The sequence below is a fragment of the Kitasatospora sp. NPDC059817 genome (assembly GCF_042731835.1).
Lineage (GTDB): Bacteria > Actinomycetota > Actinomycetes > Streptomycetales > Streptomycetaceae > Kitasatospora.
Map to the genome: position 1 here is coordinate 1 of NZ_JBHWIR010000179.1, position 15,255 is coordinate 15,255.

Annotated in this window: 11 protein-coding genes; 8 read left to right on the forward strand and 3 right to left on the reverse strand. The window is 73.0% G+C overall.

Annotated elements, in window-relative coordinates; genetic code table 11:
* Positions 1-400 precede the first annotated feature (400 nt).
* From ACFV61_RS28695 to ACFV61_RS28725, 7 genes are all read left to right on the forward strand, one after another.
* The gene (locus tag ACFV61_RS28695; RefSeq protein WP_380494739.1) at positions 401-2,137 is read left to right on the forward strand and encodes an acyclic terpene utilization AtuA family protein; all 1,737 of its coding nucleotides are present in this window, start codon (positions 401-403) and stop codon (positions 2,135-2,137) included.
* Entirely contained in the window at positions 2,134-3,732 is a 1,599-nt protein-coding gene (locus tag ACFV61_RS28700; RefSeq protein WP_380371988.1) for an acyl-CoA carboxylase subunit beta, read from the forward strand. Before ACFV61_RS28695 ends, ACFV61_RS28700 begins: the two co-directional genes overlap by 4 nt.
* 92 nt (positions 3,733-3,824) lie before the next feature.
* On the forward strand, positions 3,825-5,885 hold the full coding sequence (locus ACFV61_RS28705) for an acetyl/propionyl/methylcrotonyl-CoA carboxylase subunit alpha (protein WP_380494741.1): 2,061 nt from the start codon (positions 3,825-3,827) through the stop codon (positions 5,883-5,885).
* 13 nt (positions 5,886-5,898) lie between these two features.
* Positions 5,899-7,071: an acyl-CoA dehydrogenase family protein gene (locus ACFV61_RS28710; RefSeq protein WP_380494743.1), complete on the forward strand. Its 1,173-nt coding sequence runs from the start codon at positions 5,899-5,901 to the stop codon at positions 7,069-7,071.
* 209 nt (positions 7,072-7,280) lie between these two features.
* Positions 7,281-8,918: an AMP-binding protein gene (locus ACFV61_RS28715; RefSeq protein WP_380494745.1), complete on the forward strand. Its 1,638-nt coding sequence runs from the start codon at positions 7,281-7,283 to the stop codon at positions 8,916-8,918.
* A 143-nt stretch (positions 8,919-9,061) separates the two neighbouring features.
* Complete coding sequence (locus ACFV61_RS28720; protein ID WP_363373469.1) at positions 9,062-9,682, forward strand: TetR/AcrR family transcriptional regulator; 621 nt, start codon at positions 9,062-9,064, stop codon at positions 9,680-9,682.
* A gap of 146 nt (positions 9,683-9,828) precedes the next feature.
* Complete coding sequence (locus ACFV61_RS28725; RefSeq protein ID WP_380494747.1) at positions 9,829-12,297, forward strand: SpoIIE family protein phosphatase; 2,469 nt, start codon at positions 9,829-9,831, stop codon at positions 12,295-12,297.
* A gap of 56 nt (positions 12,298-12,353) precedes the next feature.
* Here ACFV61_RS28725 and sph read toward each other — a convergent pair whose 3' ends face one another.
* The 3 genes from sph to ACFV61_RS28740 all read right to left on the reverse strand — a co-directional run bounded on the left by sph (position 12,354) and on the right by ACFV61_RS28740 (position 14,579).
* A complete protein-coding gene (gene sph, locus ACFV61_RS28730; RefSeq protein WP_380344006.1) occupies positions 12,354-13,349 on the reverse strand; it encodes a sphingomyelin phosphodiesterase in 996 nt (331 codons plus the stop codon).
* Between the two features lie 188 nt (positions 13,350-13,537).
* Positions 13,538-13,750: a DUF397 domain-containing protein gene (locus tag ACFV61_RS28735; protein WP_380494749.1), complete on the reverse strand. Its 213-nt coding sequence runs from the start codon at positions 13,748-13,750 to the stop codon at positions 13,538-13,540.
* A gap of 10 nt (positions 13,751-13,760) precedes the next feature.
* Positions 13,761-14,579: a helix-turn-helix domain-containing protein gene (locus ACFV61_RS28740; RefSeq protein ID WP_380494750.1), complete on the reverse strand. Its 819-nt coding sequence runs from the start codon at positions 14,577-14,579 to the stop codon at positions 13,761-13,763.
* Between the two features lie 134 nt (positions 14,580-14,713).
* Between ACFV61_RS28740 and ACFV61_RS28745 the strand changes: the two genes are divergently transcribed.
* Positions 14,714-14,977, forward strand: coding sequence for a hypothetical protein (locus ACFV61_RS28745; RefSeq protein ID WP_063346205.1), 264 nt, complete (start codon positions 14,714-14,716; stop codon positions 14,975-14,977).
* The last annotated feature ends 278 nt before the right edge of the window (positions 14,978-15,255 follow it).

The window sequence follows — 15,255 nt, forward strand, 5'->3', positions numbered from 1 at the left end:
GAGACCGCCAAGCCCTACCGCTGGACCTACGAGGGCACCCCACTCAAAGCAGCCTGATCAACACCCCTCCACGAACTTCCGCGGAGCAGCACTAGGTAGCGCACCTGGGCAGCCTAGAGGCCGACCGAGACGTGGCGCTTCAGTGGGGCTGGCTGTAGGTGGACGACAGGTCCGGCGCTGACCCGACAGTTAGCGCGCTGGGTCACACAGTCACTCAGTGTGGTGGGAGTGTGGAGCCGCCACCTATCGGTTCCAGTCACACCGGGGTGTGGTTCAACGCGAACGGCGGAGCCATCCTGAAACAAGCAGGCGTGATTGCTTTTTTCTGCGCCCGGTGCCACGCTGCTGCCCGGCGGCGCTCGTGTGGGAGCGTCGCCAACCCGTCGGCAGGGGAGGCGCTTTGGCGCGCGAACGCTCGGTACTGCGGGTCGGCAACGCCTCGGGGTTCTACGGGGACCGCTTCGCGGCGGTGCGGGAGATGCTCACCGGCGGGCCGCTGGACGTGCTCACCGGGGACTACCTGGCGGAGCTGACCATGCTCATCCTGGCCCGGGACCGCCTGAAGGACCCGTCCCTCGGCTACGCCCGGACGTTCCTGCGGCAGATGGAGGAGTGCCTCGGCCTGGCGCAGGAGCGCGGGGTGAGGATCGTGGTGAACGCGGGCGGGCTGAACCCGGCCCGGCTCGCCGCCGAACTGCGGAACCTGGCGCAGCGCCAGGGCCTCGCGGTGGCCGTCGCCCACGTCGAGGGGGACGACCTGTTGCCGCGTCGGAGCGAACTCGGCTTGCCTGAAGGGCTGTTGGCCGCGAACGCCTACCTCGGCGGCTTCGGGGTGGCGGCCTGTCTGGCCGCGGGCGCCGAGGTGGTGGTCACCGGGCGGGTCACGGATGCGGCGCTGGTCGCCGGGCCCGCGATCGCCCACTTCGGCTGGACGGCGGCGGACCTCGACGCCCTCGCCGGGGCGGTGGTCGCCGGGCACGTGCTGGAGTGCGGTGCCCAGGTGACGGGCGGGAACTACGCGTTCTTCCGCGAGCACGACGTGACCCGCCCGGGCTTCCCGATCGCCGAACTGCACGCCGACGGCTCCAGCGTGATCACCAAGCACCCGGGCACCGGCGGCGCCGTCACCGCGGGCACCGTCACCGCCCAACTCCTGTACGAGACGGGCGGAGCGCGCTACCTGGGCCCGGACGTCACCGCCCGGCTGGACACCGTGCGGCTCGCCGAGGAGGGGCCGGACCGGGTCCGGATCGACGGGGTGCGCGGCGAGGCGCCGCCGCCCACGCTGAAGGTGGGCCTGAACCGGCTCGGCGGCCACCGCAACGAGGTGGTGTTCGTCCTCACCGGCCTCGACATCGAGGCCAAGGCCGACCTGGTGCGGCGGCAGTTCCTGGACGCCCTGCCGCCCGCCGCCCGGCCCGCCGAGCTGCGCTGGACGCTCGCCCGGACCGACCACCCGGACGCCGGTACCGAGGAGGCCGCCTCCGCCCTGCTTCGGCTCACCGCCCGCGACCCGGACCAGGCCAAAGTCGGGCGCGAACTGGGCAAGGCTGCCGTGGAGTTGGGGTTGGCCGGCTACCCGGGCTTCCACCTCACCGCCCCGCCCGGCCCCGGCGCGCCGTACGGGGTGTTCGCCGCCGCGTACGTCGACGCCAAGGTTGTCGAGCACACCGCCGTACTGCCGGACGGCCGCCGGCTCGCCGTCCCGCCGGCCCCGGTGACGAGCCGGCCGGCCGAGACCTCCGAAGAGCCGAAGCTCCCCGACGCGCCCCCCGACGCACTCCCCGACGCTCTCCCCACCGGCCCGACCCGCCGCGCCCCGCTCGGCCTGGTGGCCGGCGCCCGCAGCGGCGACAAGGGCGGCGACGCCAACCTCGGCGTCTGGGCCCGCTCCGAGGCGGGCTGGCGCTGGCTCGCCCACACCCTCACCGTCGACAAGCTGCGCGAACTCCTGCCCGAGACCGCCGACTTGCCCGTCACCCGGCACCTGCTCCCGAACCTGCGCGCGGTCAACTTCACCCTCACCGGCCTGCTCGGCGAGGGCGTCGCCGCCCAGCACCGCTTCGACCCGCAGGCCAAGGCGCTCGGGGAGTGGCTGCGCTCCCGCCACCTCGACATCCCGGAGGCCCTGCTGTGACCGTGCTGCCCACCCGCGTCGACCCGGCCGGGCCCGAGCACGCCGAGTACCGGGCCGCGATGCTCGCCAAGCTGGCCGGGCTGGACGCCGAGCACGCCAAGGCGCTGGCCGGTGGCGGCCCCAAGTACGTGGACCGGCACCGCGCCCGCGGCAAGCTGCTGCCGCGCGAGCGGATCGAGCTGCTGGTTGACCCGGACTCGCCGTTCCTGGAGCTGTCGCCGCTGGCCGCCTGGGGCAGCGACTACCCGGTGGGCGCGGCGCTGGTCACCGGCATCGGCGTGATCGAGGGCGTGGAGTGCCTGATCACCGCCAACGACCCGACGGTGCGCGGCGGCGCCAGCAACCCGTGGACGCTGCGCAAGGCCTTGCGCGCCAACGAGATCGCGTTCGACAACCGCCTCCCGGTGGTGAACCTGGTCGAGTCCGGCGGCGCCGACCTGCCCAGCCAGAAGGAGATCTTCATCCCCGGCGGCGCGCTGTTCCGCGACCTCACCCGGCTCTCCGCGGCCGGAATCCCCACCGTGGCCGTGGTGTTCGGCAATTCGACGGCCGGCGGCGCCTACGTGCCCGGCATGTCGGACCACACCGTGCTGGTCAGGGAGCGCGCCAAGGTGTTCCTCGGCGGCCCGCCGCTGGTCAGGATGGCCACCGGCGAGGAGGCCGACGACGAGTCGCTCGGCGGCGCCGAGATGCACGCCCGCACCTCCGGTCTGGCCGACCACTTCGCGGCGGACGAGGCGGACGCGCTGCGGCTGGCCCGCCGGATCGTCGCCCGGCTGGACCACCGCAAGCCGGGCCCGTCGCCGGACCGGCTGGCCGAGCCGCCGAAGTACGACGAGGAGGAGCTGCTGGGCATCGTCCCGGGCGACCTCAAGGTGCCCTTCGACCCGCGCGAGGTGATCGCCCGGATCGTCGACGGCTCCGACTTCGACGAGTTCAAGCCGCTCTACGGCACCAGCCTGGCCACCGGCTGGGCCCGGCTGCACGGCTACCCGGTCGGCGTGCTGGCCAACGCGCAGGGCGTGCTGTTCAGTGCGGAGTCCCAGAAGGCCGCCCAGTTCATCCAGTTGGCGAACCAGCGGGACATCCCGCTGCTGTTCCTGCACAACACCACCGGCTACATGGTCGGCCGGGCGTACGAGCAGGGCGGCATCATCAAGCACGGCGCGATGATGATCAACGCCGTCGCCAACTCCCGGGTGCCGCACCTGTCGGTGCTGATCGGCGCGTCCTACGGCGCCGGCCACTACGGCATGTGCGGGCGGGCGTTCGAGCCGCGCTTCCTGTTCGCCTGGCCGAGCGCCAAGTCCGCGGTGATGGGCCCGCAGCAGCTCGCCGGGGTGCTGTCGATCGTCGCCCGGCAGTCGGCCGCCGCGAAGGGGCAGCCGTACGACGAGGACGCGGACGCGGCGATCCGCGCCATGGTCGAGCAGCAGATCGAGGCCGAGTCGCTGCCGGTCTTCCTGTCCGGGCGGCTGTACGACGACGGCGTGATCGACCCGCGCGACACCCGTACGGTGCTCGGCCTGTGCCTGTCCGCGATCCACAACGCGCCGGTCGAGGGCGCGCGCGGCTACGGCGTCTTCCGGATGTGAGGCCGAGCTGCGACACCGAGCTGTGAGACGGAGCCGCGAGACCGAGCTGCGAGACCGAGCCGCGAGGCCGAGTTGTGAGGGGCACCCGAGACATGATCACCAACCTGCTGGTCGCCAACCGTGGCGAGATCGCCCGCCGGGTCTTCCGCACCTGCCGGGCCCTGGGCGTCGCGACCACCGCCGTCCACTCCGACCCGGACGCCGGCGCCGCGCACGTCCGTGAGGCCGACGCGGCCGTGCGGCTGCCCGGCGCCGCGCCCGCCGACACCTACCTGCGCGCCGACCTGATCGTCCGCGCCGCGCTGGCGGCGGGCGCGGATGCCGTCCACCCCGGGTACGGATTCCTGTCGGAGAGCGCCGAGTTCGCGCAGGCCGTGCTGGACGCCGGGCTGGTCTGGGTCGGCCCGCCGCCGGCCGCGATCGCCGCGATGGGCTCCAAGACGGCGGCCAAGCGGCTGATGGCCGCGGCCGGGGTGCCCGTGCTGGACGCCCTGACCGACCCCACCGAGGCCGACCTGCCGCTCCTGGTCAAGGCGGCGGCGGGCGGCGGCGGACGCGGCATGCGGGTGGTGCGCACGCTCGCGGAGCTCCCCGGCGCACTGGCCGCCGCCCGCGCCGAGGCGGCGAAGGCCTTCGGCTCGGACGAGGTGTTCTGCGAGCGCTACCTGCCCGCCGGGCGGCACGTCGAGGTCCAGCTGCTGGCCGACGCGCACGGCACGGTCTGGGCGGTCGGCGACCGCGACTGCTCGCTCCAGCGGCGGCACCAGAAGGTGATCGAGGAGGCCCCGGCCCCCGGCCTGCCCGAGGCGGTGCGCGCCGGGCTGCACGCGGCGGCCGTCAGCGCCGCCCGGGCGATCGGCTACACCGGCGCCGGTACGGCGGAGTTCATGCTCGGCGAGGATGGCCGGTTCCACTTCCTGGAGATGAACACCCGCCTCCAGGTCGAGCACCCGGTCACCGAGGCGGTCACCGGACTGGACCTGGTGGCGCTCCAACTCGCCGTCGCCGAGGGGGAGCGGCTGCCCGGGCCGGTCCCGCCGCCCGCCACCGGCTGCGCGATCGAGGCCCGGCTGTACGCGGAGGACCCGGCGAAGGACTGGCAGCCCGCCACCGGCACCCTGCACCGCCTCGAACTCACCGTGCCGTACCAGGAGTTCGGCGGGCAGGGCGTCCGGCTGGACTCCGGCGTGGCGGCCGGCGACGAGATCACCCCGCACTACGACGCGATGCTCGCCAAGGTGATCGCCTGGGCGCCGACCCGCGCCGCCGCCGCTCGCCGGCTGGCCGACGCGCTCGCCCGCGCCAGGGTCCACGGGCCCGCCACCAACCGGGAGTTGCTGGTCCGGGCGCTGCGGCACCCGGCCTTCCTGGCCGAACGCCTGCACACCGGCTTCCTGGCCGAGCACGCGGCCGAGCTCACCGCCCCGGACGGCAAGGAGACCGCGCGCGCCGCCCTGGCCGCCGCCCTCGCCGACGCCGCCGCCCGGCGCACCGGCCCGCACGGCGCACTGCCGTCGGGCTGGCGCAACCTGCCCTCGCAGCCTCAGTCCAAGCGCTACCGCGCCGACGACGGCGCCGAGTTGGAGGTCCGCTACCGCCTCACCCGGGACGGCCTGCGGGCCGACGGCCACCCGCAGGCGGAGCTCCTGGACGCTTCGCCCGAGCAGGTCACCCTGCGCGAGGGCGCCGTCCGGCGCGGCCACCGCGTCGCGCGCTACGGCGACCGGGTGTACGTCGACACCCCGAACGGGGGCATCGCGCTCACCGCCCTGCCGCGCTTCCCCGACCCCGCCGCCCGGACGGACCCGGGCGCGCTGCTCGCCCCGATGCCCGGCACCGTCGTGCGCACCACCGCCGCCGTCGGCGACACCGTCACCGCAGGTCAGTCGCTGCTCGTCCTGGAGGCGATGAAGATGGAGCACCGCGTCACCGCCCCGGCCGACGGCGTCCTGGTCGAACTCCGTGCCGTCCCCGGTCGTCAGGTCGAGCTCGGCACCCTGCTCGCCGTCGTGCAGCCCGCCGCACCGCCCGAGGCCGGGCCCGCCACAGATCCCGCCGCCGGGCCCGTCGCAGAACCTGCCGCAGAACCCGAGGCCGGGCCTGCCGCCGAGCCCGCTGCAACAGCCGCCGTCCAGCCCGCCGCAGAAGCCTGAGGAAGGACCCCGCATGTCCACCATCGGCAGTCAGCTTATCGAGACCCCCGAACGCCGGGCCCTGCGCCAGGCCGTCGGCGACCTCGGCCGCCGCTACGGTTCCGCCTACTACATGGCCAAGGCCCGGGCCGGCGAGCCCGCCGACGAGCTGTGGGCGGACGCCGGCAAGGCCGGCTACCTCGGCGTGAACCTGCCCGCCGAGTACGGCGGAGGGGGCGGCGGCGTCACCGATCTCGCCATCGTGCTGGAGGAGTTGGGCACGGCCGGCTGCCCCCTGCTGCTGCTCATCGTCTCCCCGGCGATCTGCGGCACCGTGATCGCCCGCTTCGGCACCGAGGAGCAGAAGCGGCGCTGGCTGCCCGGACTCGCCGACGGCAGCCGCAAGATGGCCTTCGGCATCACCGAGCCGGACGCCGGTTCCAACGCGCACCGGATCTCCACCGTCGCCCGCCGGGACGGCGGGGACTGGCTGCTGACCGGCCGCAAGGTGTTCGTCTCCGGCATCGACCACTGCGACGCCGTGCTGTTCGTCGCCCGCACCGAAGACACTCGAACAGGCAGGCTCAAGCCCTGCCTGTTCATCGTCCCGCGCGACGCCGCCGGCTTCGAGTACCGGGCGATACCGATGGAACTCGTCGCCCCCGAGAAGCAGTTCCAGGTCTTCCTGGACGACGTCCGGCTGCCCGCCGACGCCCTGGTCGGCGACGAGGACGCCGGCCTGCTGCAACTGTTCGCCGGCCTCAACCCCGAGCGCGTGCTGACCGCCGCGTTCTCCCTCGGCCTGGCCCGCCAGGCCCTCGGCAAGGCCGTCGAGTACGCGAAGACCCGCACCGTCTGGTCCACCCCGATCGGCGCCCACCAGGGCCTGGCCCACCCGCTGGCCCAGTGCGCGGTGGAGATCGAGCTGGCCCGGCTGATGACCCAGAAGGCCGGGCTGCTCTACGACGCGGGGGAGGACCTGGCCGCCGGGGAGGCCGCCAACATGGCCAAGTACGCGGCCGGCGAGGCCGCCGCCCGTACCGTCGACCAGGCGGTGCAGACGCTGGGCGGCAACGGCCTCACCCAGGAGTACGGGCTGGGCGCGCTGCTGGCCGCCACCCGGGTCGGCCGGGTCGCCCCGGTCAGCCGCGAGATGGTGCTCAACTACGTCGCCCAGCACACCCTCGGCCTCCCGAAGTCCTATTAGTCCGCAGCGCCGGACGCACCGGACGCACCGCACCCAGCGGACGCACCCACCGGACGCACCCGCCGGGCGTGCCCCCGGTGGGTCACCAGAGGGACATCTCGGCGAACTTTGCAGTGGCGGACGTCATGGTCCGTATGCTCCTGTTCGTACCCTCGGTCGACCTTTCGCCGCGCCAGTCGATGCGTCAACTACCTTCCTGGAGGCTTACTTTGGTGTTCCGCAGCGAATTCCCGGACGTGCCGACGGTGGACCTGCCGATCCATGACGCGGTACTCGGCGGCGCGGCGGCGTACGGCGACGGGCCGGCCCTGATCGACGGCGTCACCGGGGAGCGCGTCAGCTACGCGCGGCTCGCCGCCGGCGTCGAGCGGGTGGCCGCCGGGCTGGCCGCGGCCGGGGTGCGGCAGGGCGATGTGGTGGCCCTGTTCAGCCCCAACACGCTCGGCTACCCGACGGCCTTCTACGGCGCCACCCGGGCCGGCGCCACCGTGACCACGGTGTCCTCGATGGCCACGCCCGCCGACCTGGCCGGGCAGCTCGGCGACAGCGGCGCCCGCTGGCTGGTGACCGTCTCCCCGCTCCTGCCGACCGCCCGCAAGGCCGCCGCCCTGCTCGCCGAGCAGGGCGGCCCACTGGCCGAGATCCTCGTCCTGGACGGCGCCGAGGGCCACCGCTCGCTCGCCGACCTGCTGGCCACCACCGGCCCCGCCCCCGGGATCGCCATCGACCCCGGCCGGGACGTCGCGGTGCTGCCCTACTCCAGCGGCACCACCGGACTGCCCAAGGGGGTGATGCTCACCCACCGCTCGATCGCCACCAACCTCGCCCAGTGCGACGCCCTCTACCGGCCCGCCGTGGGCGAACGGGTGCTCGCCGTGCTGCCCTTCTTCCACATCTACGGCCTGACCGCGCTGCTCAACCAGCCGCTGCGCTGCGGCGCCACCGTGGTGGTGCTGCCCCGCTTCGACCTGGAGCAGTTCTGCCGCACCATCGAGGAGCAGCGGGTGCAGGCGCTGGTGGTGGCCCCGCCGATCGCGCTCGCCCTGGCCAGGCACCCGGTCGTGGAGCGCTTCGACCTCTCCTCCGTCGAGTACCTGCTGTGCGCGGCCGCCCCGCTGGATCCGGAGCTCGCCGCCGCCTGCGCCCGCCGCCTGGGCCTGCCGCACCTGCTCCAGGGCTACGGCATGACCGAGCTGTCCCCGGTCACCCACGTGGTCTCCCCGCTGGAGCGCGACCCCTCGCCCGGCTCGGTGGGGCGGCTGATCCCGTCCACCGAGCTGCGGGTCGCCGCCCTGGACGGCGCCGGCGAGGACCTCGGGCCCGGCGAGCCGGGCGAGCTGCTGATCCGGGGCCCGCAGGTGATGAAGGGGTACTTCGGCCGCCCCTCCGACACCGCCGCGGTGGTCGACGCCGAGGGCTGGCTGCACACCGGCGACGTCGGCTTCGTCGACGACCGGGGGTACCTGTACATCGTCGACCGGGTGAAGGAGCTGATCAAGTACAAGGGCTACCAGGTGGCCCCGGCCGAGCTGGAGGCCGTGCTGCTCGGCCACCCGCAGATCGTCGACGCCGCCGTGATCGGCGTCCCGGACGCCGACGGCACCGAGTGCCCCAAGGCCTTCGTGGTCCGTGCTCCGGGCAGCGGCCTGAGCGCGGAGGAGGTCACCGGCTTCGTGGCCGGGCTGGTGGCCCCGTACAAGAAGGTCCGCGCGGTGGAGTTCGTCGAGGCCGTCCCCAAGTCCGCGGCCGGCAAGATCCTCCGGCGCGAGCTACGGGCCCGCGAGGCCGAGCGCCGTGCGTCGGCCTCCGTCTCTACTTCCGCCACCGCCCCCGAGGCCTCCCGCTGAGCGGCCGGGCCCCCGGCGGCCGAAGACCGGCGCCCGTCTGTGAGGATCGACCCGCCGAGCACGGCGGGCCCGCCGAGAGCGACGGGCCCGACGGGCACGACCGGCCCGCCGAGCCCCCACCGGAACAGGAACCGCCGCCAGCCATGACCAGCCATCCCGCCGCCCGCGCCCCCCAGCAGGACCGCAGCCGCGCCACCCGGGCCCGGCTGCTCGCGGCGGCCGTGGACTGCCTGGCCGAGCTCGGCTGGCACGGCTCCACCGTCACCGTGGTCGCCGAGCGCGCCGGAGTGTCCCGGGGCGCAGCCCAGCACCACTTCCCGACCCGCGAGGACCTGTTCACCGCGGCCGTCGAGCACGTCACCGCCGAGCGGCTGGCCGCCGTCCGCGCCCACACGGGCGAGCTGCCGGCCGCCGGCCCCGACCGCACCCGGGCGGTCGTCGACATGATCGTGCGCCTCTACACCGGCCCGCTGTTCCGCGCCGCCCTGCACCTGTGGACGGCTGCCGCCACCGAGGAGCCGCTGCGCGAGCGGATCATCGCCCTGGAGGGGCACGTCGGCCGGGAGGCCCACCGGGCCGCCGTCGAGTTCCTGGACGCCGACGAGACCCGCCCCGGCGTGCGCGAGTCCGTGCAGGCCACCCTCGACCTCGCCCGCGGGCTGGGCCTGGCCAACCTGCTCACCGACGACAGCGTCCGACGATCCGGGGTGATCCGGCAGTGGACCGGCGTTCTGGAGAGTACGCTGCGGCCGGTACGCCCATGACTCCCGTACTACCGGAACGGCCGGACGACCCCTGACCAAGGGGTCGCCGGGCGGCCGATGTCCGTGCAGTCTGGAGAAGAATCCCGGCCGGCACGGACCGTGAGGCCCCCGGCCGGGCACGAGCCGAACCGGGGTGCTGCCTGATCATGCACGGAAACGAGTGGGACGTGACCTCCGCCGCCGGCCCCGCACCGGGCGCCACCCCCGTACGCCCCGAAGGCCACCGACTCGTCCCGCTCGCGACGGCCCTGCTCCAGGGCGACGGCCTGATCCTGCACTGGAGCGAGGACGCCGAGGCGCTGCTCGGCTACTCCGCCGAGGAGGCCGTCGGCAGCTACGCCGCCCAGCTGCTCACCGACGGCACCGACCGCCCCGAGGTGCTGTCCCTGTTCGCCCACATCATGGGCGGCTCCACCGGCTGGTCCGGCGTCTTCCCGGTCCGCCACCGCGACGGCCACAAGGTCGACCTGGAGTTCCGCACCTACCCGATCGCCGGCCCGGCCGGCACCCTGCTGCTGCTCGCCACCGCCTCCGACATCCGCGCCCTCCAGGCGGTCGAGGCCGACCTCGCCGTCCTGGACGGCGTCTTCGACCGCTCGCCGATCGGCATGGCCGTCTACGACACCGAGCTGCGCTACGTCCGGCTCAACGAGGCGCTCGCCCGGATGAACGGCGTCCCCGTCGCGGCCCACCTCGGCCGCCGGATACCCGCGGTGCTGCCCGGCATCAACAGCGTCGAGATCGAGCAGACCATGCGGCAGGTGCTCAGGAGCGGCAAGCCCGTGGTGGACGCCCGCTCCCACGGCCGGGTGCCAGGGGACCCCAAGCGCGACCGCGCCTGGTCAGCCTCCTACTTCCGGCTGGAGGACTCCACCGGCCGGGTCTTCGGCGTCTGCTCCTCGATCATCGACGTCACCGAGCGATTCCAGGCCGAGGCCCGCGCCGCCCGCGCCCAGGAACGGCTCGCCACCATCGCCGAGGCAACGGCCCGGATCGGCACCACCCTCGACCTCCAGCGCACCGCCGAGGAGCTGATCGAGGCCGTCGTCCCCCGGTTCGCCGACTTCGCCACCGTCGACCTGCTGGAACCGGTGCTGCGCGGCGCCGAACCCACCCCCATCCCCTCCGACCGGACGGTCACCCTGCGTGCCGTCGCGGTCGGCGAGTCCTACGAGTCGGGCCTCGCGCACGCCGTGGACACCGTCGGCGAGACCTCCGAGTACGCCCCCGACCGCAGCTACACCCAGTGCCTGCGCAGCGGACGCCCCCTGCTGCGCGCCCACGTGGACGCCGAGGTGCTGCGCGGCCTGGTCTCCAGCGAGGACCGGGTCGAGCCCGGCATCGCGGCGGGCATCCACTCGTACCTGATGGTGCCGCTCACCGCCCGGGGCATGGTGCTCGGCGGCTCCGAGTTCATCCGGATGCGCAACTCCGAGCCGTTCAGCGACGCCGACGTGGCGCTCGCCGAGGAACTGGTCGCCCGCACCGCGCTGGCCATCGACAACGCCCGGCTCTACCGGCGCGAGCGGGAGACGGCGCTCACCCTCCAGCGCAGCCTGCTGCCACAGGAGATCCACCGCACCCTGGGCCTGGAGATCGCCTACCGCTACCTGCCCAGCAGCGTGGTCAGCGAGGTCGGCGGCGACTGGTTCGACGTCGTGCCGCTGTCCTGCGGCCGGGTCGCCCTGGTGGTCGGCGACGTGATGGGCCACGGCATCCGGGCCGCCGCCACCATGGGCCAGCTGCGCACCGTCGCCCGGACGCTCGCCACCCTCGACATGCCGCCCGAGCAGGTCCTCACACGCCTGGACGAGACCGCCTCGGGCATCGGCGAGGGCCAGTTCGCCACCTGCATCTGCGCCGTCTACGACCCGCTGGAGCGCACCGTCCAGATCGCCTCGGCCGGCCACCTGCCGCCGATCTCGGTCGCCCCCGACGGCACCGCCCGCCGGGTCGAGGTGCCGCCCGGCGTGCCGCTGGGCGTCGGCGGGGTGGCCTTCGAATCGATCGAGTTCACCCTGCCCGAGGGCGGCATGGTCACCCTCTACACCGACGGCCTGGTCGAGCGGCGAGGCCAGGACCTCGACGACGGCATCGACCTGCTGGCCGACACCCTCGCCGGGCCCGGCCGCACCCTGGAGGAGAACTGCGACGCCGTCCTCCGCGCACTCGTCACCGACGGCACCGAGGACGACATCGCGATGATCATGGCGCGGGTCCTGCCGCTGCCCGCCGACCGGATCGCCACCCTCCCGCTCACCGGCGGCGGCCGGCTGCCCGGCAAGGCCCGCCGCTTCACCCGCGCCACCCTGGACGCCTGGGGCCTGACCGCCCTCTCCGACTACGCCGAGCTGCTGGTCAGCGAACTGGTCACCAACGCCTTGCTGCACGCCGACGCCCCGCGGCGGCTGCGGCTGTTCCGCGACCGGGTGCTCACCCTGGAGGTCTCCGACGCCGGCGGGGCGACCCCGCAGCTGCGCCCCTTCGCCGAGCAGGACGAGGGCGGGCGCGGCATGTTCCTGGTCAGCGAGCTGGCCCAGCGCTGGGGCAGCCGGCTGACCAGGGACGGCAAGGTGGTCTGGGCGGAGCTGGAACTGCCCTTCGGGGCTGCTTAGTTCCCCGCGGGTTGGTCCCCTGTCAGTGTGCTTCCCCGGTCAGTTCGCTTCTCCGGTCAGTGCGCGGCGAGCGGGTAGTGGTCGGAGAGGTCGGTGTAGGTGTAGCTCTTGCCCCAACTGCTCACCGTCCACGGCGCGCTGTGCGTGCGCAGGACCTGGTTGGTGTACTGCTGCGGGCGGGCGTGGTCGGCCCGGTAGAGCACGTAGTCCAGGTCCTCCTTGGGCTCGCCCGGGTAGCGGTAGGCGGCGATGGAGTTGTCGGCGGTGTCGAAGGAGTACGGCCAGCCGGTGCGGGCGGAGGCCGGCGCCAGGTTGGCGTTGTCCAGCAGGGCCTGGTACTCGGAGCCGTGCGAGTCGATGTTGAGGTCACCGGCGAGCAGGATCGGCTCGTTCGCCGGGATCTGCTTGGCGTCCAGGAAGCCGCGCATGGCCGTGAGCTGCTTGGCCCGGATGGCGGCCGGCTGGCCGCTGGAGCAGCCCGAGTCGGTGGACTGCAGGTGGGTGCCGACCACGTGGGTGCGCTGGCCGTTCACGTTCAGGACGGCGTAGACGAAGCCCTTGTTCGAGAAGTAGTCCGAGCCGCAGGCGTCCTTGTAGACGTACTGCTCCTTGCGCAGGATCGGCCACTTGCTGAGCAGCGTCACGCCGCCGTCCTCGGGGGTGGCGGAGCTGTAGCTGCCGGAGGTCGCGTCCCAGCCGCTGGTGGAGCGGCCGACGACCGGGGTGTGGTACGGGTAGGCGGCCGAGGCCTTGGCGGTCAGGGCGTCGGAGGCCGCGTTGTCGAAGGCCTCCTCCAGGACGACCACGTCGTGACCCTGGAAGAAGTCCGCCGAGGCGATCGCCTGCGCCCGGTACTGCTGGCCCCAGTTGGGGTAGAGGGTCGTGCTCATCAGGAACGTGTTGTACGTGAGGACGTCCAGCGCGGGCGCGGTGACCGGGGCGGACTCGGTCGTGGCGCCGGTGGCAGCCGTGGCGGGGGCGGTGGCGAGCGCGCCGAGCACGGCGGCGGCAGCGCAGGCGGCGGCGGCCTTGCGGAGGGACGACAGCGGCATTGGGGCTCCGTGAGGGTATGACGTGAACGCGACGGTCAGCGGATGTTGTACATCCAACGTTGCCGCCCGCACGGTGCACAAGACCGCGCACGAGCATTCGGTGAACGCAGTTGAAACACTGTCACCACCCAGAACGCGCGAGCCCCACTACCCGTCGTGGGTAGTGGGGCTCGCGAGAGTCGTGCGCGTCAGACCTTGCCGAACTCGCCGGCCTGGACGGCGGCGACGAACGACGACCAGGCGTCGGCAGGGAAGACGAGAGCAGGACCCTCGGGGTCCTTGGAGTCACGGACGGGCGTCAGGCCAGGGAAGTTCGGAGCTACCTCAACGCAAGTGCCACCGTTGTTGCTGTAGCTGGACTTGAACCATGTGGCGCCGGATAGGTCTACAGGGGCGATCATGATGTTCCTCTCACGCCTTGCACTTTCGGATCAGCTCCAGTGACGCAGCCTTCGAGAGCGCTTCCACTTGGAGCTGGTGGCATTCCCGCTCCCAAGCTTGAGCAGTCTCGGCGTCCCGCGAGAGGAAGCCGCGCAGCTGGCACTCCGAGTATGCCAGGAGTTTGCGATCCGCCAGGGTCAGCAAGGTAACAACCATGGTGAACGGCAGCTCTTCTGCAAGAGAGAACGGCGCCACTTGGATCGTGATGTTCGGACGAGTGGCGAGGTCTTCAAGGTGCGCAAGCTGCCGAGCCATGACCTTGCGCCCGCCCACCGGTCGTAGAAGGGCGCCCTCGTCCAGGACGAAGTGGAGTCGGGGCGCAGGCTGCCGGTCAAGTAGCTTCTGGCGCGTGGCAAGGAAGTCGAGCCGATCCGCAGCCTGCTCCTCGGTGACGCTGCCACGCCGCACGGCGGCCGAGGCGAAGGCTGCGGCGTACTCCATTGTCTGCGCCAGGCCTGGCACGATGCCCAGTTCGAAGTGGTTGATGCTCAGGGCCTTCGCTTCTTGCTGGGCGTACTCGGGAAACCCTTCCAGCAACGATGAGCCGCTGAGACTCCAGTACGTCAGTTCTAGTGTTCCACCGGCATCAAGGGCCCGGTCGGCTTGTACGACCCAGTCGAGTGTGGGACTGCGTGTCCCTCGTTCGAGGTTTGAGATCTGACTGTCACTCAAGTTCGTCATCGCCCCGAGGTCGGTCTGTGTGAGCCCCGCCGCCTTGCGCAACCTGCGGAGTTGTGCGCCGAAGGCCTTGAGTGGTGATGCAGACGGGTCCAGCTCGGTCTCGCGCATGATCAGACCTCCGGTGCCTTCCGTGTCCCACAAGGGATTTCGTCAAGTGGAGAACCCTTCCGATCGTAGGGGATGCCGCGCCACCATGGCTACACCAAGTGACACGCCGAGAGCGAAGCGCTACGGAGACTCCCATGCCCGAAAACCCGAAATCCGCGCTGCCCGACTTCGTCCGCAACGAGGTGGTGCGGGACCTGAAGCACCGAGACGACGACGGCAAGCCGAAGGAGGGGGTCTTCATGGAGATCCTCTGCGGGGCGGCCTTCCTGAGGCCGCTCGGCGGGGGGTGCGAGTGGACGACCAGGCCCGATCAGCTGCGACGGTGCGACCCCAGGGAGATCGCGCCGGGCACGGGGAGCAACTCCCAGCGCCGGCCGATGTTTCCGGAGCCGGCGTGACCTCGGGGGAGATGCTGCTCGCCGGGCTGCACCTCAGCTCGTTGGCGGCCGGCGGCTTCACCGCTATGGCGGGGACGACGCAACGAAACGCGGTCGAGGCGGGTGACGAGCCGACCACCGAGCCGCCGGTTCAACGCCCGTGCAGATGCGGCACGTTCGTGCCGGACTGACAACACGCTCCCGCCACCGCGCCGCGAGTACTCATCCCGCGCGGCGGCGGGGTTCAACGCCCCTCCGTGAAGGACAGTCACGGACGGGCGCCCGCAGGCCAACCACCC